16 protein-coding genes and 1 pseudogene are annotated in these 19,210 nt (G+C 60.8%); 11 read left to right on the top strand and 6 right to left on the bottom strand.

Going from position 1 to position 19,210, the window contains the following annotated elements:
- Positions 1-27 precede the first annotated feature (27 nt).
- Positions 28-795 (bottom strand): helix-turn-helix transcriptional regulator, encoded by a 768-nt coding sequence (locus tag DKK74_RS00935; protein ID WP_110412368.1) that lies wholly within the window; start codon positions 793-795, stop codon positions 28-30.
- Between the two features lie 414 nt (positions 796-1,209).
- Between DKK74_RS00935 and DKK74_RS08785 the strand changes: the two are divergent.
- A pseudogene (locus tag DKK74_RS08785) lies at positions 1,210-1,380 on the top strand (glycerophosphodiester phosphodiesterase); the annotation flags it as partial.
- A gap of 82 nt (positions 1,381-1,462) precedes the next feature.
- Here DKK74_RS08785 and DKK74_RS00925 read toward each other — a convergent pair.
- Together DKK74_RS00925 and DKK74_RS00920 are read right to left on the bottom strand one after the other, a co-directional pair.
- On the bottom strand, positions 1,463-2,233 hold the full coding sequence (locus DKK74_RS00925; RefSeq protein ID WP_110412366.1) for an MIP/aquaporin family protein: 771 nt from the start codon (positions 2,231-2,233) through the stop codon (positions 1,463-1,465).
- Between the two features lie 252 nt (positions 2,234-2,485).
- Positions 2,486-5,980: an SNF2-related protein gene (locus DKK74_RS00920; protein WP_110412365.1), complete on the bottom strand. Its 3,495-nt coding sequence runs from the start codon at positions 5,978-5,980 to the stop codon at positions 2,486-2,488.
- Between the two features lie 160 nt (positions 5,981-6,140).
- Here DKK74_RS00920 and DKK74_RS00915 point away from each other — a divergent pair, with 160 nt between their 5' ends.
- The 4 genes from DKK74_RS00915 to DKK74_RS00900 all read left to right on the top strand — a co-directional run bounded on the left by DKK74_RS00915 (position 6,141) and on the right by DKK74_RS00900 (position 10,906).
- Positions 6,141-7,613, top strand: coding sequence for a DHA2 family efflux MFS transporter permease subunit (locus DKK74_RS00915; protein WP_110412364.1), 1,473 nt, complete (start codon positions 6,141-6,143; stop codon positions 7,611-7,613).
- Positions 7,614-7,714: 101 nt separating this feature from the next.
- On the top strand, positions 7,715-8,950 hold the full coding sequence (locus DKK74_RS00910) for an FtsX-like permease family protein (protein WP_110412363.1): 1,236 nt from the start codon (positions 7,715-7,717) through the stop codon (positions 8,948-8,950).
- Positions 8,947-9,942, top strand: a complete 996-nt coding sequence (locus DKK74_RS00905; RefSeq protein ID WP_110412362.1) for an ATP-binding cassette domain-containing protein — start codon at positions 8,947-8,949, stop codon at positions 9,940-9,942. Before DKK74_RS00910 ends, DKK74_RS00905 begins: the two co-directional genes overlap by 4 nt.
- 82 nt (positions 9,943-10,024) lie before the next feature.
- Positions 10,025-10,906, top strand: coding sequence for a hypothetical protein (locus DKK74_RS00900; protein ID WP_110412361.1), 882 nt, complete (start codon positions 10,025-10,027; stop codon positions 10,904-10,906).
- On the opposite strand, the gene DKK74_RS00895 is transcribed toward DKK74_RS00900, so the two are convergent.
- Complete coding sequence (locus DKK74_RS00895) at positions 10,885-11,550, bottom strand: HD domain-containing protein (protein ID WP_110412360.1); 666 nt, start codon at positions 11,548-11,550, stop codon at positions 10,885-10,887. The genes DKK74_RS00900 and DKK74_RS00895 overlap by 22 nt on opposite strands.
- Before the next feature lie 233 nt (positions 11,551-11,783).
- Between DKK74_RS00895 and zwf the strand changes: the two genes are divergently transcribed.
- From zwf to pgl, 3 genes are all read left to right on the top strand, one after another.
- A complete protein-coding gene (gene zwf / locus DKK74_RS00890; RefSeq protein ID WP_258334434.1) occupies positions 11,784-13,265 on the top strand; it encodes a glucose-6-phosphate dehydrogenase in 1,482 nt (493 codons plus the stop codon).
- A complete protein-coding gene (locus DKK74_RS00885) occupies positions 13,262-14,269 on the top strand; it encodes a glucose-6-phosphate dehydrogenase assembly protein OpcA (protein WP_110412359.1) in 1,008 nt (335 codons plus the stop codon). Before zwf ends, DKK74_RS00885 begins: the two co-directional genes overlap by 4 nt.
- 80 nt (positions 14,270-14,349) lie before the next feature.
- Complete coding sequence (gene pgl / locus DKK74_RS00880; RefSeq protein WP_110412358.1) at positions 14,350-15,141, top strand: 6-phosphogluconolactonase; 792 nt, start codon at positions 14,350-14,352, stop codon at positions 15,139-15,141.
- Positions 15,142-15,170: 29 nt separating this feature from the next.
- Here the strand turns inward: pgl and DKK74_RS00875 are convergent, their stop codons facing one another.
- A complete protein-coding gene (locus DKK74_RS00875; protein ID WP_219997332.1) occupies positions 15,171-15,953 on the bottom strand; it encodes a FadR/GntR family transcriptional regulator in 783 nt (260 codons plus the stop codon).
- Between the two features lie 231 nt (positions 15,954-16,184).
- Here DKK74_RS00875 and DKK74_RS00870 point away from each other — a divergent pair, with 231 nt between their 5' ends.
- The 3 genes from DKK74_RS00870 to gnd all read left to right on the top strand — a co-directional run bounded on the left by DKK74_RS00870 (position 16,185) and on the right by gnd (position 18,293).
- Positions 16,185-16,538, top strand: a complete 354-nt coding sequence (locus DKK74_RS00870) for a GntT/GntP/DsdX family permease (RefSeq protein WP_110412357.1) — start codon at positions 16,185-16,187, stop codon at positions 16,536-16,538.
- 111 nt (positions 16,539-16,649) lie between these two features.
- Positions 16,650-17,327, top strand: a complete 678-nt coding sequence (locus DKK74_RS00865; protein WP_110412356.1) for a gluconokinase — start codon at positions 16,650-16,652, stop codon at positions 17,325-17,327.
- 87 nt (positions 17,328-17,414) lie between these two features.
- On the top strand, positions 17,415-18,293 hold the full coding sequence (gene gnd, locus DKK74_RS00860; RefSeq protein ID WP_110412355.1) for a phosphogluconate dehydrogenase (NAD(+)-dependent, decarboxylating): 879 nt from the start codon (positions 17,415-17,417) through the stop codon (positions 18,291-18,293).
- Here the strand turns inward: gnd and DKK74_RS00855 are convergent.
- Entirely contained in the window at positions 18,283-19,173 is an 891-nt protein-coding gene (locus DKK74_RS00855; protein ID WP_258334395.1) for a family 43 glycosylhydrolase, read from the bottom strand. The genes gnd and DKK74_RS00855 overlap by 11 nt on opposite strands.
- Positions 19,174-19,210 lie beyond the last annotated feature (37 nt).

Below are 19,210 nucleotides of genomic sequence, written 5' to 3'. Positions count from 1 at the left end.
TCCATGCTGACGATCAAGGCGCAATATTCAAGTACGATGGATTCGATGCAAATACCGATAAATAGAGGAATCAGCCAATCCGAGCTGCCCGGCAATCGCAGAAATCGCTCCTTTAAGCTGAAAATAACCGCTCTTATCAAGCTCACGGATAATGCCGAAACGCTCAGAAGCATTGAAACGATCTGGCTGCCGCCCAGTCTTGGCTACCATAGCCCAAATGACCTGCTTTCCCATACTCTCGACTGAGGCAGACAAATTCTCCCGGTCTGGCTGGCCATCCCCGTCGCTACTATTGCCTTGAGAGTAGGAATATGCCTGCCCTAGAGAAGCCGCAGGCTGCGTAAGAGGGAAGTACCCCTGCAGGGCCTGAGTCGCAGCACGAAAATCCTCTAGGGCCGACTGGTCGGTATTAATGCACAACATCCCAATAATCCTGCCTTCCCTCCGTATAAAATACGCTGATGAAATCAGGTCCCGGTCGTTTTTGGTCGAATGCGTTGCATACCCAACAACATAATCGCGCCTCTCCTTCAAACCCTGATGCAGAATTTCCGGCATGGAATCAGTAGCCGCTACCCCGACCCGACGACCACTGACGTCCCCATTGGCTATAGCGATGATAGGATTGCCAGGTGCGACTGTATTATGAAGAGCAACTTCAGTCATCGGTCCACAGACACTTCCTAAAAACTCAACCAATGGCTTGAAAGATTCTACAAATCGCTCATCTTTACCCCACTGGTCACCAGTTCCAAGACGCTCCCCCCGGTCATCCCCACCAATACGACTACCCATATCAGCCTTCCCCTGTTCATGAGGCACATGCTAAGAACCGGCCAATTCATGAACTAATCACCATTGATGTTCCCCCTTCAGGAACATAGTCAGTTGACTAGCATGATGTCCAGGATCGCCCTGCCCACAACCTACATACAAATCGTACTCAGTTCACCGAACTCTTTACCGATCGCGTTAGCATCAGGGCACTTCAAATTATTGCGAAAGAGAGACAGAATATTCTGCTGAGCCAGAAACGTGTTCAGACAAGCCTTTTACATAAGACAGTATCCTCACAAAGGACTCACTGCTATAGAGGTCTTTATCATCACGTTGGCATGTTTTTAAAGAGTCCGCACCTGGGGGGCTGTAGCTGCACATGACTAACCAGAGGAGCCCGAAGAGGAAAACTAACTACAAAATACTCATGGCTGGGATGCCCATAAGGCTTTCCTGGACCTGCCCGATGATGCCCAGACGGCATTCGCCATCCGCATGCTCTTCACCCATCGCGACGTCGACCGCCACGGTGCAGAGATGTTCCTCCACCACGGCCGCGGACTGACAGTCCGCTTCCAGGAGCCCACCTCAGCCAGCTACTGAGCTCGAGCTACCCAACTAACTCGACCCCCGGCCCTGTCGTAATAACCCCCTGACAGAGCCAGGGGCTTTTCCATGCCGACGATCAAGGCAAAAGCCCCATCCAGGCAGGGGCTAGAACGCCGATGCAAGCTCCGACGATCGGCCCGACAAAGGGTATCCATGCGTAGCTCCAGTCCGCGTTCTTCCTGCCAGACATGGGCAGAAGGCAGTATGCCAATCGAGCGGAAAAGTCACGTGCAGGATTCATAGCCGCACCAGAAACCCCACCCAGGGCCATGACCAGAACCGTGATGACCAGAGCCACGCCCAGGGGCCCGACCTGGGTAGGAGTCCCTCCATTGAGAAAAACCCAGGTAACCAGGATGCCCGTGCCGATGGCCTCCGATGTCAAATTCCAGAAATTCGAACGTATGGCCGGCTTGGTGCAGAAAACCATAAGTTTGGTATCTGTGTCGGTCGGAAGTTCGAAATGCTTGCGAGTGCCCAAGTAGCCCAGACAGGTGCCAAAGAAAGCCCCAAGGAACTGGGCGGAAATGAAGATTACCACATTCGCTAAGGTGACCGGAATGCCGCCCTTGCCCATGGCCAGACCGTTCAAGGTCGCCTGCGGATCGATCCAGTGACCGACCACCCTGGCCAGGGTCACGGCCGGATTGAGATGGCCGCCCGTTCTCCACCCCACATATACGCCCACATAGACAGCAAGGCCCCAACCCAGTGAAGCGTTGATCCAGTCGGCTCGATAAGCCCCTGTCTTGGGGAGCGATCTGCTGGCTGCGACCATGAAAGCAATGGCCATCATAAGGGCCGTGCCCAGGAACTCTGAGCAGAACATTTGCATGCCGCTGATCATGCTCTCTCCTCCAGCTTCCTGTAATCAAAGGAGCTGAAAATGGCCAGGCTCCCATAACCCGAATAATCGAACGCTGTCAAACCGACAAGCCCGCAGTGGAACAACCGTCAATCTGCTCATGCATATAGTCTTTCGATTTGACTACCGCATCAAGAATAACCGGAACCGTGGCCCAAAGACCTCGCCATCGATGATGCCACCGCATTCGAGACCACTGACTATTAGGTTCGAATAGATTCGCGTCATACGGGATCAGCCCAGCAGGGCCAGGAGGTCTTTTCTGCTTAGTCTGGCCACGCTGGCAGCACCGGTGGAGGCGGCCGAATCAACAAAGCGCGATGCCAGGTCGCTCTTGCTGTGCTGCAGGTTGAGGATGCGTTCCTCGATGGTGTCCTTGGCTACGATCTGGTAAACGTTGACATCCTGGGTCTGGCCGATCCGGTGGGCGCGGTCGTTGGCCTGCTCCTGGGCTGCGGCGTTCCACCAAGGATCCGCATGGACCACCACACAGGCTCCGGTCAGGTTGAGCCCGGTATTGCCGGCCTTCAGGGAGATCAGAAAGACCGGCGTGGCATCTCTATTGAACTGTTCCACCAGCTCCAGTCGCCGCTTCTTGGATGTAGCGCCGGTGATCAGATCGTAGGACACGTCCAGCCGACGGAGCCGTTGAGCTATTAGGTCCAGGTAGGAGGTGAACTGGGAGAAGATCAGCATCTTGCGCCCGGCATCCTGACAGGAGACCACCAGATCCTCGATGGCATCCAGTTTGGCCGATTCACCGCGCCGGTCCCGGCCTTGATCCTGGTAGACCAGACGCGGATCGCAACAGACCTCCCGCAGCCTGGTCAGCTGGGCCAGGACCTGGATTTTACCGACCTCGTACTCCTGATCCCTTTCCTTGTTGAGGGTAGCCCTCAGCTCCTGCTCCAGGGCCGCATAGAGCTTGCGCTGACGACCCTGCAGGGGCACGCTGATCACGTTTTCGATCTTCTCGGGCAGATCCGTCAGCACCTGTGACTTGAGCCGGCGCAGAATGAAGGGTCCCACCAGGGCCTGGAGCCGAGACTGGGCATCCTGATCGCCGCTGAGTATGGGCATTTCGAAGCGGTCCCGGAATCGGGAGTAGGGCCCCAGCATCCCGGGCATCAGGAAGTCGAAGATGCTCCAAAGCTCAGACAGACGATTTTCGATGGGTGTACCGGTCAGAGCGAACCGGTGCAGACTGTCCAAAGCACGTACGGCCCGAGCGGCCTTAGTGGCATGGTTCTTGATGTACTGGGCCTCATCCAAGACCAAGGCATACCAGGGCAGGCTCCGATACCGGTCCAGGTCCCGCCTGAGCAGGTCATATGAAGTAATCAGCAGGTCGTAGGACCTGGCCTGATCCAGCAGTGCCTGACGCTGGCTGCGCCCCTCGGCCAGGACCGCCACCCGCAAATCCGGCGTAAAACGACGGCACTCGGCCTCCCAGTTGTAGACCAAGGATGCCGGACAGACGATCAGCGAAGGTCCCCGATCCCTGGCCTGATCCTTACGGGAGAGCAGGTAGGTCAACATCTGTATGGTCTTGCCCAGGCCCATCTCATCGGCCAGGATGCCGCCGAATCCGCGGTCACTCAAGGTGCACAGCCAACGCAGCCCTTCTACCTGATAGGGTCTGAGTTGCCCGCGCAGCCCATCGGGGACCCTGAACCCCTGAGGGTCAGGCTTGCGCTCCTTCATATAGTCGCTGAAGCTGGAATCACGGTCCTGCTCGGGCACCAACGCATCCAGGTAGCCGAGCTGAAATTCAGGCACACGGACCGGCCCCTTGGCCAGATCAGCCGGGTCGATACCCAGATCTTCGGCCAGGGTGTCCACAGCCTCGGTATTCAGATCAGCCAACTCGACGAAGGCCCCGTTGCGCAGGCGATGGAAGCGCCGACGACGGCGATGATCGGCCAGAATGGCAGCGGCCTCCTCGGGCCGTACCTCATCGGCGATGGGCGAAATCTCGACCAATCCGGAGCGCACCCGCACACCCACACGAATCTGCGGATGGGAGATGACGCTCAGTCCGTCGAAGGCCGGGGTGGAAAAGACCCGTCCCAAACCCTTAAGTACCGGCAGACCCCGGGTCAGCAGGGTGTGGATAGCATCCTCGTTTTCTTCGGGGATGCGGGCCAATCCCTCCTCCATCAGGGGGAAATAGCGGCGAACCGTCTGCCGGGCCAGAGACTCGCTTTCCCGATCCCTGCCAGGTTCATTCTCGGAGCCGGGATCAGCGCCGACGGACACAAGACGATCTCCATAGCGAGCCTTGAGATCACAGCTGACCCCCTGCTGATCCCTGTCCAGGTAAAGCTCGATCCTGCAGGGCGGCCGTCGGCGGGCATCCAGCTCTTCAGGCAGTGTTGCGGAGAGCCCGGGTCCTTCCTGGGCACCCTGATTCAGGTCGGGCAGGACGGTACGTGCGAACAGATCCAGGTCGTCGGCATCCAGATGCAGATCCCGATCCTCGCCAGGGCGGCAGAGGGTCTCCAACAGATCCCGATGACGCATGAAACGCGCGCTGCAACGGTGGATGACTGGTCCTAATTCCAGCCCTAAGCCGGGCTGAGAGGGGCGTACGATAACGAAGGAATGGGCCTGGCCTACGATGAAGCGCTCCACAGCCAAGGCATGGGTGATCCGATAACCTTCCGCCTCCTTGGTGACTGCGATGCCAGGGTCCGGGTCTCCGTTAACTACCGGGGCAGGCATGGTCTGCAGGAAGGAATCCTCGGGAGGTGTGTAGTCCAGGGTGAGCCCGGAGTCCACAAACAGGTCGAGGATCTGCGTCACCTCGTCGTCGCTAAGCCGGATTCCCGCCAGTCCTGCACGTGTAAGACGGCGACGCACGCCCCCCTCCTGTTCGACCAGGCTGCGACGGATGGCACCGGCCCTTTCCAGAATGGTCAGCAGAGCCTGGGCTCGATCATCAAAGGTGTCACGAGAATGGATGAAGGCCAGACGGCGTCCATAAGACATGAATTCGCCCTGGTCCACGGCGCGCAGCAAGGCCGGCAGGTCCTTGACCAGGTAGGCAACCCCGTGGGAGGACAGGGTGATATGCAGACGGACCAGCCAGCCTCCGCGCTCGCTGGTCAAGTCGGGGATCAGTCCCACCGAACCGATGGGCAGGTGACGGCCTCCAACTGGTCCGTTCTCCTGCTTGAGCAAGCTCAGCTGGCGGTCACGAAAGGCCTGGCGCCGCCGACCCTCCTGCCGGCGCATGTAGGCTGCCAAGGGTCCCGAGGTCGACCGGGCGGACCGGGGTCGACCCTCGTCGCCGGTCCAGTCATCCGATCCTGTAAACGCCTGGCTGGACTCGTTATAGGCCATGATCAGCGCGACTACATGCTTGCATGCGGGACCCTGGCGCCCAAAGGCTCGGCAGGTGCAGGAGGAGTCAATGACCCGATGAGCCTGCTCATCCAGCCGAGCCTGAACCATGCAGTCACCATCCGGCTGATAGGTGGCGGGCACACGTCCTTTGAGAACAGTCAAAGCCCCCAGGTGTCGCAGACGCAGGTCTGTAAAGCGGCGGTCATCCAGCAGTTGATGGGCACGAAAGTAGGACTTGCCGCCCAATCTACGCAGAGCAGCGTCAGAGATGGCGTCCGGATCACCGAAGGTCCGCCCCTCCTCCTCGTCGCCCGGATCATAGAAGCCATGTCCTCCTGAATCAACGGCTCTTGACCCGTAGACCGCTGCATGCCAATCCACACGCACCCTCCTTATGATCTCTGACGACCATTCCCGAGCATAACCTTTTCCATCTCGACGCGGCACGCCTTCGGCGAAGCGAGTAGACATGCCGACTTACGAAAAAATTGCCGCCTCCCTAAGATGGCGTGCTGTTTGTCTGAAGAAGGAGATCATTATCGTGCAAAACACGTCCACCTCTGCCTCCGTTCACCGGTCACGACCGGCCGTCCCCCACCCCTGGCCGGCCATCGCCGCGCTGATGATCGGGGCCTTCGTGGGCATGCTGAGCGAAACCTCGCTCAATATCGCCCTGCCCAACCTGATGGAGAGCTTCCAAATCCCAGCTGCCACTGTGCAGTGGCTGGTGACAGGGTACATGCTGGTCATCGGCATCGTCTTGCCCTTCTCCAGCCTGATCTCCAAGTGGTTCACCACCAGGCAGACCGTGATCTTCGGTCTGGTCGCCTTCCTGGCGGGCTCGATTATCTCGGCCATGGCACCCACCTTCCCTGTCCTGTTGACTGGACGGCTGATCCAGGGCATCGGTACGGGCCTGATCCTGCCGCTCATGTTCACCGTGGCCATGCTGATCTTCCCGCCTGCCCGTCTGGGAACGGTGATGGGTATGTGCGCTCTGGTCATCATGTTCGCTCCCGCCATCGGCCCGACCTTGACCGGGATCATCCTAGGCAAGCTGACCTGGCACTGGATCTTCTGGTTCTTCACCCCCTTCCTGGTGGTGGCTCTGATCTTCGCCGTCTGCTTCCTGAAGAACGTGGGAACCATCACCCACCAGCGGCCCGACCTGGCCTCCATACTGGAATCCATTGTCGGCTTCGGCGGGCTGGTAGCAGGTGTCAGCCTGGCCAGCCGGTACGGATGGCTCTCTCCGGTCACCCTGATCATCCTGGTCGTGGCCCTGGTTGCGCTGGTCCTCTATATTCGTCGTCAGCTTGGCTTAGAGCACCCGGTGCTCAACCTACGCATCTTCTCTATCCCAGCCTTCCGCTATGGTGCTACTCTGGTCATGCTGGACTTCGCAGTCATCCTCTCCTCCATGTATCTGCTGCCCCAGTTCCTGCAGCGTGGGCTGCTCCTGCCCGTGGCCATGACCGGCATCCTCATGCTGCCCGGCGGCGCCATCAACGCCCTGGTCTCAGCCTTCGCCGGCCGGCTCTATGACGGCTTTGGAGCCCGAATTCCCGTCCGCTGCGGATTCCTCGTCGCCCTGCTTGGCACGGTCATCCTCCTGTTCACCGGCCCGCACACCCCTGTGGCCCTGGTGGTGGCTGCACACATCATCCTCATGATCGGCTGCCCCTTGGCCATGTCGCCAGCCCAGACCTACGCGCTCAACTCTCTGAGCGGCCCGCAGTCCGGCGACGGGAGCACTATCATCAACACCATGCAGCAGATCGTAGGAGCCGTGGCCACAGCCATCACCACCTCCCTGCTGGCCATGGGTGAGGGGCAGGCAGCCGGAGTTGATAAAGCCCAGGCGTTCACCAAGGGCACCCACTACGGATTGATCTTCACCCTGGTGCTGATTTTGGCTGCTCTGGCCGTGTCTCTGAAGGTGCGCAACTTTTCCCACGCTGACCAGCAGGAGGCCGATCGAGGCATTCAGCAAGCTCCAAGTTCGCACCGCTAGCTTGGGAACGTCCTTGGCTAGACTGGAGGACGGCGACCGGACTTAAGGCCCGCCATCGCGGGCCGCTCGGTCATCCCTGGAACGCTATCAGGAAGGGTGTCATGTTCGTTCTCAAGAACGCCTGGTTCACCATCAGGCGGCATGCGGCGCGGAGCCTGGTCATGGTTCTGGTCTGCCTGGTCGTGGCGGCGCTGGCCACGACAGCGGCCACCGTGCTCCAGGCTGACACCAAGGCACGTACCACAGACTACGAATCCCAACAGGTGGATGCCGTCATCAGCCCGCGCAAGGGAACCAAGGTCTCCCCCCTGGGCTGGAATGAGTATTCCAAGTACGCCCAACGCCTGCAGATGGATGGCATGCAGTACAAGGCGTATTTCCATGAGACCGCCGACATCAACCCGGAGGGACTGACCCAGTCAGGCACTTACTCCCTGGTGGGCGTCTCCGACAAACAGGCTGAGCCTACCCTGCCTCATGGCCCCTTCGTGCTGGACCAGGGCAAGGGACTGGACTACGCCTCACAGAATGCCTCCGGCACCCAGACCGTACTGATTTCCAAGCAGATGGCCCAGGCCAACAAGCTCAAGGTGGGTGACACCCTGACCATCAAGGATCCCCGCCAGCAGGATCAGCAGGTCAAGCTGACAGTCTCGGGCATCTATCACTACCGCAAAGCCGCCGACCAGGCAGCCAACCGGGCCATCTACACGGCCTATCCCACCTTTGCCATGCTGGGACTGGATACGGCAAGCAAACCCGGTGACCCTGGCCATGAGCTGCTGGTGGCCTTCGTCCTGGATTCGCCGAGCACCTACCAAAAGTTCATCAAGGAGCTACGCAAGGACGGGCTCAAGGCCTCGCAGTACGACATAGACTCTCCCAGCCTGAAGGACTATCAGCGGCGGATGGAGCCGGTCCACCAGGCTGCCGACCAGGCGCGAACTGTCATCATCCTGGTCTGCCTGCTGGGTGGGCTGATTCTGCTGGGTTGCCTATTTCTCATGCTGCACGGCCGCGCCAACGAAATCGGCATGGCCATCACCATCGGTGTCCACAAGGCCCGGCTGGGCTGGCAGTTCGCCTTGGAGACGCTCTTGCTCACCCTGCCCGGACTGGCCCTGGGCCTGGCGCTGGGCACCGCGATCAGTCGGCCGCTGGGGCGGTCGCTCTTCCATCTGGGGAGCCTGGCCAGCATGCCTCATGCTGGTCTGATCTGGAAGATAATCCTGATTGGCCTGGCCGTCTGCCTGGTCCTCGCTCTAGCAGCAGCCGCCAGAGTAGCGGCCTTCAGAACCGCCCAGCTATATACCAACGACCTGGAGGACGAGGCATGAGCGAAAAGACATCGGACCAGCAGCCAGATGAAGAGTCCCAGGCAACTACTGATCAGAAACAGACCGATCAGAAGCAAGCCGCTCAGACAAGGGCCGAAGCTGAGCAAACAGCCGACGAGAGCACCAACGCCGAACCCATGTCCGAACCCGAGGAAGAAGCAACCACTCAGACGGACAAAAAGACCGAGGAGGATGATTCTTCGGAAGAAGATGCCGCGCTGGCTGCCTTCAAAGTGGTCATCGAGCATGAAGATACCGAAGATTCCGATGACGATCAGGAAGAGAACCCGCTGTTGGATACCGATGACCAACGGGTGCTGGTTCCTGGAGGTTACCCGGTGCTTTCCCTGAAGCACGTGGATTACACGCGCAAGATCCAGGGTCGCCCCGAACAGATCCTGGACGATGTCGATCTGGAATTCCAGCGTCGCCGCATCTACTCGGTGGAGACCACCTCCCCTTCCGTACGGGCCGCCATGATGGCCTTGATGACCGGCTTGCGCGCCCCCACCCAGGGCAGTGTGCTCTTCCGGGGCACAGATCTGCGCCAGTTGCTGGCCTCCGACTATCGCGGCCACCAAATTGGGGCCATCTTTGGCACCGATGCCCTGAGGCACGATCTGACCGCTGTGCAGAATCTTGTCTACACCATGGATGCCAGCGGGCGCACTTTCCTGGGCCCCAAGGACAATCTGGCCCGTCAACTGCTGGACGAGGTCGGCTTCCCGGAGCGTCTGCAGGACAAGCTGACCGCTGATCTGGGCCACCTGGACTTCCGCCTGGCCTCCGTGGCCCGAGCCCTGTGCTGCGAGTGCGATGTGCTCATCGCCGACGAACCCACCGAAGGGCTGGAGCCGGGCGATTGGGATACCCTGCTGGCCACCCTGAAGCGGGTCTCCCGCCGTCATGACTGCACCGTGATCATCCTGACCTCGGGCGGTTCGGACACTGTAGACGAGGGCACCTACGACGACCGATTCATCGTCGATTGAGCCTCAGCCTTCCGGACCGAAGACGGATGGCACTGCACTGATTTGTTCGGTCATCACCCATGAGGAGTGGATACCCCGGGTCATGGCCGAACAAATCGATTTGTGCAACAAGGACCCACATCGGCAACGGGGAATCATCCTGCACCATCACCATGGATTCGGACCCGTTCGGGATGTCGGCGTCAGGGAAGCGATATGGATCACCCCAGGGCTGCTGATTGCCCAGAACGCCTGGCTGGTATCCCGCGGCCGTCCCTCATGGGCCCTGTCAGCCCCACCGACCATGTGGCTGGATGATCTGGACCAGTCCCTGACCGGACGCAGAATTCTGACTGTGACGGCCGAAACCATTCTGACCTGGCGCCGTCTGCCATCGGGCTTGGGGCAGCGCCCCTGGTCGCAGCTGGCTGCCGGTCGGGTATCGGGCCTGTCTGCAGCCCGGCGAAACCTTGAAGATCTGCAGAGCAAGCTGCGGACGGCCCCTGCGCAATCGCTGATTCGCATCCAGACCCACTTGCCCGATATCCAGGAGGAGTGGCGGGTCATCATCAACAGGGGACGGATTGCAGCATCCAGCGGATACTGCCTGCATGAAGGTGAGGGCTCTAGGGCCATCACGACAATCTTTGACGGTGCCGTTTTCGATCCCAGACATCGAGCGAGCGCTGAGGACTGCGCCCTCCAGGCAGCCAAGGGTCGATCTTCTGCCCCGATCAGCGTGGATCTGGCCTTCCTCCGTGGGTCGGATCGGCCGCTGATTTTGGAGGGAAACCCGGTCTGGTGCGCTGCTCCCTATGCTTACGGGCCACAGGGCATGGCCTCTTTCCTGAAAGCCGTTGCGGACTGCCGGACCGATCCAGTCGACCCCTATCAACCAGACCCGTGGATGGTGCGCGAATTCGCTGGTCGTTTCCGCAGTTCCTGGGGTCCGGTCCGGCAGGATCAGACGATGGTCATGCCGTAGTACTTAGCCAGGGGCTGCAGGTCCGGCACCCCGTATCGGGCCACCAGTTGCCTCCAACGGGCCAGATTGTCGGGACCATATTTGGCCGTGCGCTTGGCGGCAGTGGGCTCGGAGACGAATATAGGCGGCTGGTGCTTGCTGTGGAACTTGTCCGCATACATGACCACCTCCTGCTCAGGATTGACCGGCAGGTAGTCGTCCGGCGGCAGGTTCAGATGCTCCTCCTCCACCTGGCGACGGGTCAGCCCCACCCCGGTATGGTTGCGGGCGAACTGGGCCACCGACTCGTCCACGCCAGCGTCCAGCAGCAGACGATAGCCCTCCAGCCCGTGCTCGATGTACCGCTCACCCTGGAAGGTCAGGGGCCGGCCCTGGGAACCGTCATCCTTGAGGATACGATAGGTGCCGATGTCGTGCAGCAGGGCACCCGTGCGGACCAGGTCACGATCCAGCGGCCGCTCGGGCAGGACCCCGTCAGGATCATCATCATGCAGCAGGCGTTCGTTGACCTGGTCGGCCATACGCACCGCGAGCGCGGCAATGATCTGGCAGTGGGTGTGTATCAATTCATAGGCGGCTTGGGAGGGCGCATACTGACGATGCAGGGCCTCGGCCATGGGAACATTGGGAATCATACCGACCATTCTAGGGATCCTTGCCGCAAATGTGACCTTTGCGACGCTTATGCACGCTTCAGCGGATAATCAGCCCTGCCCTTCTGCTGCCGACAGTACACTGGGAGCCACAGTATTTCACGAGGAGCACTATGGACACTTCACCACTTGTGCGCTCCGCCGACCAGCCCGCTCCCCCCGACGAGGACGGCGGCCGACAGGCGCCCTGGCACAACCCCCTGCTGGACCCGCGCGATCTGCGCATGCCGCGCATCGCAGGACCCAGCTCATTGGTCATTTTCGGCGTCACCGGCGATCTGGCCAAGAAAAAGCTCTTGCCGGCCGTCTATGACCTGGCCAACCGGGGACTGTTGCCAGCCAGCTTCGGGCTGATCGGTTTCGGACGGCGCGACTGGAGCGACCAGCAATTCGTCGCCTTTGCGGAAGAGAACGTCCGCGCCCACTGCCGCACCCCCTTCAACGAATCCACCTGGCGACATCTGAGCCAGGGCATGCGCTTCGTCAAGGGCAGCTTCGATGATGCCGAGGCCTTCCGCCACCTGTCGGCCACCGTCTCTGAGCTGGACCGGGTCCGTGGCACCCGTGGCAACCATGCCTTCTACATGTCGGTGCCGCCCAAGGCCTTCCCCCAGGTGGCCCGTCAGTTGGCCGAGTCGGGGCTCTCCCACTCCACCCAAGGGGCCTGGCGCCGCGTCATCATCGAGAAGCCCTTCGGTCACGACCTGGCCTCGGCCAAGGAGCTGGACCGAGTGGTCTCCGAGGTCTTCGAGCCGGATTCGGTCTTCCGCATCGACCACTATCTGGGCAAGGAGACCGTGCAGAACATCCTGGCCTTGCGCTTTGCCAACATGATGTTCGAGCCGGTCTGGAACTCCAACTACGTTTCCCATGTGCAGATCACCATGGCCGAGGACATGGGCATCGGCGGCAGGGCCGGCTACTACGACGGAATCGGAGCAGCCCGGGATGTCATTCAGAACCACCTCCTGCAGCTGATGGCCCTGACGGCCATGGAGGAGCCGGTCTCCTTCTCTGCATCAGATCTGACGGCCGAAAAGACCAAGATCCTCTCAGCTGTCCGCCTTCCCAAGGACTTGGCGGCCCACACCGCCCGAGGCCAGTACACAGCCGGCTGGCAGGGCTCCCAGCACGTGGTCGGCTACCTGGACGAGGACGGGATCGATCCCTCCTCCACCACCGAAACTTACGCGGCCATCAGGTTGGACGTGGACCCCCGCCGCTGGGCCGGCGTCCCCTTCTACCTGCGCACGGGCAAGCGCCTGGGCAAGCGGGTCAGCGAAATCGCCATCGTCTTCAAGCGTGCCCCCCACCTGCCCTTCGAAGCCACGGCCACCCGGGAACTGGGCGCCAATGCAGTGGTCATCCGCGTGCAGCCCGACGAGGGTGTGACCCTGCGTTTCGGGGCCAAGACCCCTGGATCGGCCATGGAGGTGCGTGACGTCAACATGGACTTCTCCTACGGGCGTTCCTTCACCGAGGCCTCCCCGGAGGCCTACGAGCGGCTGATCCTGGACGTGCTCCTGGGAGACCCGCCCCTCTTCCCCACCACCGAGGAGGTCAATCTCTCCTGGAAGATCCTGGACCCCATTGAGGAGTTCTGGGCCGGACAGGGCCAACCCCAGCCCTACCGCGCCGGCACATGGGGTCCGCGGGAGGCAGATCTGATGCTGGCCCGCGACGGATACCACTGGAGGATGCCATGATCGTCAGACTGAACAACACCACCACCTCCGCCATCGCCCGGGAGATTGACGAGCTCCACGTGGAGCGGGGAGAGGCGGCCCAGGGACGGGTGCTGACCCTGGTCATCGTCACCGAGCAGGCCCATCTGGAGACGGCCCTGGAAACCGTAAACGCCGCAAGCCGTGAACACCCCTGCCGAGTTATCGCCATGGTGACCGACGCCGAAGACCATCAGGCCGAGCAGGAAGCGGATCAGAAGTTCGCTGCAGCACAGTCCTCTGAAGACTGCGTCTCCTACAAGAACACCGACCATGACGGCGACCGCACACTGGATGCCGAGATCCGCTTCGGCTCGGATGCCGGTGCCGGCGAGGTAGTGGTCCTGCGACCAGTGGGGGCTCTGCTGAACCATTCAGATGCTCTGGTCATCCCACTCCTGGTGCCGGATGCCCCTCTGGTGGTTTGGTGGCCTACAAATCCGCCACTGGATCCCTCGCAGGATTCTATCGGGACCATGGCCGCAAGCAGAATCACTGATGCTATGGAGGCCGACGATCGCCAGGCTGCCTTCGCCCAGTTGCTAGCCCATTCACGCGCTCAGGACGTGGACCTGTCCTGGACCAGGATCACCATCTGGCGGGCACAGCTGACCTCAATGGTGCAGCAGCCACCCCACCTGCCCATCCGTTCGGTCAGGGTGACCGGCCAGGCCCACTACCTACCGTTGGAACTCTTGGCCTCCTGGCTGGCACTGAAACTTAAGGTGCCGGTCACCGTTGAGCGTGACCCTCAAGCCCAGGCCGTCACCGGTGTCTACTTCGAACGCCCTGACGGGATCATGAGCATGGAGCGCCACCATGATGACCAGGCCCGAATCAACCAGCCTGGCCAAGCCCCACAGACCATCTCCATGCCCCTGCGCACTGCTGTGGACTGCATGAGCGAGGAACTGGGTCGGTTGGATCCCGACGAGGTCTATCAGGAGGTCATCCACACCGGCTGGAAAATGGTTGACCACCAGTAGACCCAGGCAGCAACTCAATTCATATGCAAACGCCCGGGTGTAGGCTGAGGCCAGCATCACCTGCATGCAAGGAGGATCAGATGACCGATCGTCGTACCGTGACCTATGCCACAACCAAGCTGCTCAATCAGGCCACTGCAGCCCGCATTCTGCTGGAGCTGGGAGACCTCCTGGCCCGTCAGGACCGGGCTGATCTGGCGCTGACCGGCGGACGGGACGCGGCGGATGTCTATGCCCTGATGGGCGCTGATCCCTTGAGCCAAAGTGTGGACTGGAGCCGAGTCCATCTCTGGTGGAGCGATGAGCGGTTCGTGGGCCTGGAAGATCCGGACCGCAACGACGAACAGGCACGGCGGGCCTGGTATGGCTCGCTGATCGACCAAGGGCTGCTGCCGCAGGCCAACGTGCATTCCATGCCCGTGGACACCCGCAGCCCAGCTCAGGTAGAAGCCGCCGATCAGGAGGAGAACGAACGGGTCCTGGCCCAGGCGGCAGCCATGTATCAGCAGGAGATCATCGACCAGCTGGGCCCCGAGGGCCGGATGGATCTGGCCGTCTTTGGCGTGGGCCCCGACGGCCACTATGCCTCCCTCTTCCCCGACCGCCCTGAGGTCAGGCTGCAGGGCGACGATCTGCTGGTGACGGGTGTCAGCAACTCCCCCAAGCTGCCCCCGCTCAGGGTCACCATGACCACGCCATTCATCCACAGAACCCCCAAGGTATGGCTCTTCACCTCCACTGCCGAAAAGGCCTCGGCCGTGGCTGCTGCCCTGGGAACCACAGACGATCCCCATGTCCCCTCCTCTTATGCCAGGGGCACCCTGGAGACCCTATGGCTCTTGGATTCAGACGCTGCCTCGAAACTGAACTGAGCTTTCTGTACCAAGAGCCTCTACATATCTCAGGACTCCGAAGATTCCTTATCCGCAGCAGGAGCGGAGTTGGAGTTTTCAGAGTCCTTTCTGGTCATTTGCTCGACAGCCCGATCGGATTCGTCGACGATCCAATCCATGGCGTGCCGTGCTCCATCTGCATCGCCCCGACGTATCAGGGCAGCTACGTCGCCATGTAGCCGCAGAGCCTTCTCATCGGCCTTCCTGGGCATAAGCTCATGCCGGGTCCGCCCAGACAGCACTGAGGCAATCACATCGCCCAGCGCCGCGAACATGGTGTTGCCCGATGCCTCAAGCAGGGTTCGATGGAAGGTTTCGTCAGCCCGAAGATAGTCCGGCCCGTCGGCCCGGTCAGCGTTGGCCACCATATCAATAGCGGCCCTCGTCAGCTTCGCCCACTGATCCTGATCAGCGTGGCCGGCCGCCAGCTGGGCAGCCATGGGCTCCACGCATGCCCTGAGCTCAGACAGCTCATGCAGGGTCCGTCCCCGGTCAGGTCCGCGCAGTCTCCACTCGATCACCTGGGGATCAAAGATGTTCCAAAGCTGGTATGGGTTGACCGTGGCACCGACCTTGCGTTTTACAGTGACCAGACCCATGGCCTCAAGAACCCTGGTGACCTCGCGGGTGACCGTGCGCGAAGGCCTCTGGCTATCCAGGTCAGGGATTGGCAGTCGGTCGCCCGGAGCGATGGCACCGCCTACGATGGCCGCGCCCCACTGGTCCAGCAGCCGGTCATGCAGGGTTCCTTCTGCAGCCTTTTCGTCATCAGGTATCCTTGCGCTTTCCACAAAGTCCACTCTAGCAACCGGTTCATTCGCAAGCAGACCAAGGGGATTTACAAGCAAAATCGAGGCTCGATCCTGCTCTTAGCATCCAGGCTTCCAATCCGTCCTAAGGTCGTGTAAGATATGTTTCGTTAAGGCATACTTAATATCGTATTGCTGATATTACGTAATGCAAAAATATGAGCCGAGAAGCTGTTGGGCCGAACGGTTCACACCCTCAGAGAAGAGACAGCCATGCTTTTAGCGTCGCAGAAGCCAGCAGACGGGTACCTAACCCTGGCGACGAGTCAGGCTGTATCCCTGAACACCACCCAGTTGGACATCAGTCTGGTGATCAGCCTGGCGGCGCTCATCTTCCTGGTCACTGTCGTCAAACTTCATCCCTTTGTCTCCCTGCTGGATGCCGCCTTGGTGGTCGGCATCCTTAATAATGCCATGACCATGATGCATGCAGGTTCCATGGCCACCACACTTTTGGTCATTGTCATCATCGTCGGCTCAATCTTCCTCTCTCATCTCAACGACGCGGGCTTCCTGCTGATCAAGAAGCACTTCGGCCTGAGTGTTGGAGAGACCATGAAGACCTGATCGGTTCTGAAATGCCTGCTGTCGGTAATGGTTCCGGTCATGATCGTCAGCCTCTTTGAACCCATCACCGCCTGAACGTCATTGTCAGATTACTTTTCAGAAAGGTTACACATGGTCGACACATCATTGAAAAATTCAGACGCGCTGAGTGCAGAAAGTCACCCGGAGCCCAGGGTTCCCACGGCAGTGGACAACACGGTTCCACCGGACTATTTCCACGGCCGCACACCCATCCTGGTCATCATGGGAGTCTCCGGCTGCGGCAAGACAACCATGAACGAACACCTCGGCAACAAGCTGGGTTGGGACATGGCCGAGGCCGACGACTTCCACCCTCAGGCCAACATCGACAAGATGGCCCGCGGCATTCCCCTGAACGACCAGGACCGATGGCCTTGGCTGGACAGCATCCATGATTGGATCGAGGACCACATGCGGCGAGGAGTGCCAGGAACCGTCACCTGCTCCGCCCTGAAGCGGGTCTATCGTGACCGGCTTCGAATGCCTGGGGTGGTCTTCATCCATCTCAGCGGGGACTACGACTCCATCATGGAACGGCTCTCCAAGCGGAAGGGCCACTTCATGAAGCCACAGATGCTGCGCTCCCAGTTCGACACCTTGGAGCCCCTAGGGCCGGACGAGGTCCATCTGACCATCGACGTGGGTATGCACATGTCTCCTGAAATCGAGGCAGAAGAGGTCATCGACACCCTGGGCCTGCAGTGCGACGTCAAGGCACACACCGCCCAGGTTCAGGCCGAGCGCGCCCGGCAGGCATCCCGCCAATAGCATCGACAAATCGGCTCGACCGCGGCCGATAACCAACCATCGCGGTCAGCTTCACACTGTTGCAGTTAAGGGAGAGGAACTGACATTATGAAGATCGGCATGATTGGCCTGGGACGCATGGGCAAGAACATGGCGGACCGCCTGCGCACCGGTGGCCACCAAGTAGTCGGCTACGACATCGCGCCGGACTCGGGCAGGGATGTGGACAGCCTGCAAGCCCTGGTCCAGGCCCTCGAGGCACCACGAGTGATTTGGGTCATGGTCCCGGCCGGCAAGCCCATCGAGTCCACACTCGATCAGCTGGGCGAGCTGATGGAGCGCGGCGACCTGGTTGTGGACGGGGGCAACACCCGCTTCACCCAGGACCAAGAGCACGCTCAAGCCCTGGCTGCCAGGGGCATAGGCCTGGTGGATGTGGGCACCTCCAACGGCATCTGGGGCAAGGAGAAAGGCTATGCCCTGATGGTCGGCGGATCGGACCAGGATGTGGCCCGAATCCAGCCCATTCTGGACACCCTGAAGCCTGAGGGCGACTTTGGTCTGGTCCATGCCGGGGGAACGGGCGCGGGCCACTATGCCAAGATGGTCCACAATGGCATCGAGTACGGGATGATGCAGGCCCTGGCCGAGGGGTACGCAGTTCTGGAGGCCTCCGACCTGATCAAGGAGCCGGGCGAAGTGGTGGAGTCCTGGCGCAAGGGTTCGGTCATCCAATCCTGGCTGCTGGACCTACTGGCCCAAGCCCTGAAGGAAGATCCGCACCTGAGCGGAATCGCAGGCAAGGCTGATGAGACCGGCGAGACCAAGTGGATGATCGCAGACGCCCTGGAGCTGGGGGTGCCCACACCGGCCATCACCTCGGCCCTCTACGCCCGCCAGTCCTCCAAGATCGAGGACCCCATGACCATGAAGGTGGTCTCCGCCCTGCGCAGCGCCTTCGGCGGCCACCCCATCGTCAGGGAGTAACCGGGTCCCGGGCCGGGTACCAGTAGGATCCCACCTGCGGACGGACCTGGACCATGGCGCTGTCATCAGCGAACTCCAAGGGAGCGAAGACGATTTCGCGATGGCAGCCGTCGCCCCGGCCGTCCCTGGCGAACCTGTGATAGGCCACGATCCAGTCGTCCCGGCCCGGCACACGTGTGATGCAGTGGTGCCCCGTGGCCAGGATCCCTTTGGCGTAATCAGCCTTGATCAGGATCTGGGGCGCGGTCCAGGGCCCGTCCAGCGATGGCGCGCTGGACCAGCGGATCCGGTAGCTCGGGTCCCTGGTGTCGTTCTCCGACCAGGAGGCATAGTAGATGTCTCCCCGTCGGCAAACAGTGATGGCTTCGCGGAAGTTGTCGGGCACAGCGGAGCACACCGAACCCTCTTCCAGACGCAGGCCGTCCGGGCTCAGCCGCCCTATGTAGGCACGGCCATTGCCCCAGAGCAGATAGGGCACATCGTCGTCATTCACAAAGACCGAGGGATCGATGGGCAGGCAGTCATAGTCCCCTCGGGCGATGAATGGCTCCTGGGCCGCCCGGAAGGGGCCGGTTGGACCGGGAGCGACAGCTTGGCCGATTTGTCCGTCGGCCACAAAATACAGGATGCAGCGTCCCCGGCGCACCAGCAGGCAGGGAGCCCAGGCACCCTGTCCCCCATGCCACCAGGGGACCTGGTCCAGGTCCAGGATTTTTCTGCGGGTCCAGTGGCACAGGTCCCTAGATTCATAGACGTAGAAAGCGTGCGAGGACCAATCAGGTAGCCCGTCCTCGGTGCAATACAGGTACCAGCAGTCCCCGATCATGACCAGATCCGGGTCCGCGCAGTAGCGATGCAAGGGGCTGCTGGCCAATCCCATTCCCGTCGACCCTTGATGTGCGCTTGCAAATTCCTCC

This window comes from Bifidobacterium asteroides (assembly GCF_003202755.1).
GTDB lineage: Bacteria > Actinomycetota > Actinomycetes > Actinomycetales > Bifidobacteriaceae > Bombiscardovia > Bombiscardovia asteroides_F.
The sequence above is the reverse complement of the archived record's forward strand: the minus strand, read 5'-3'. Positions and strand labels throughout refer to the sequence as shown.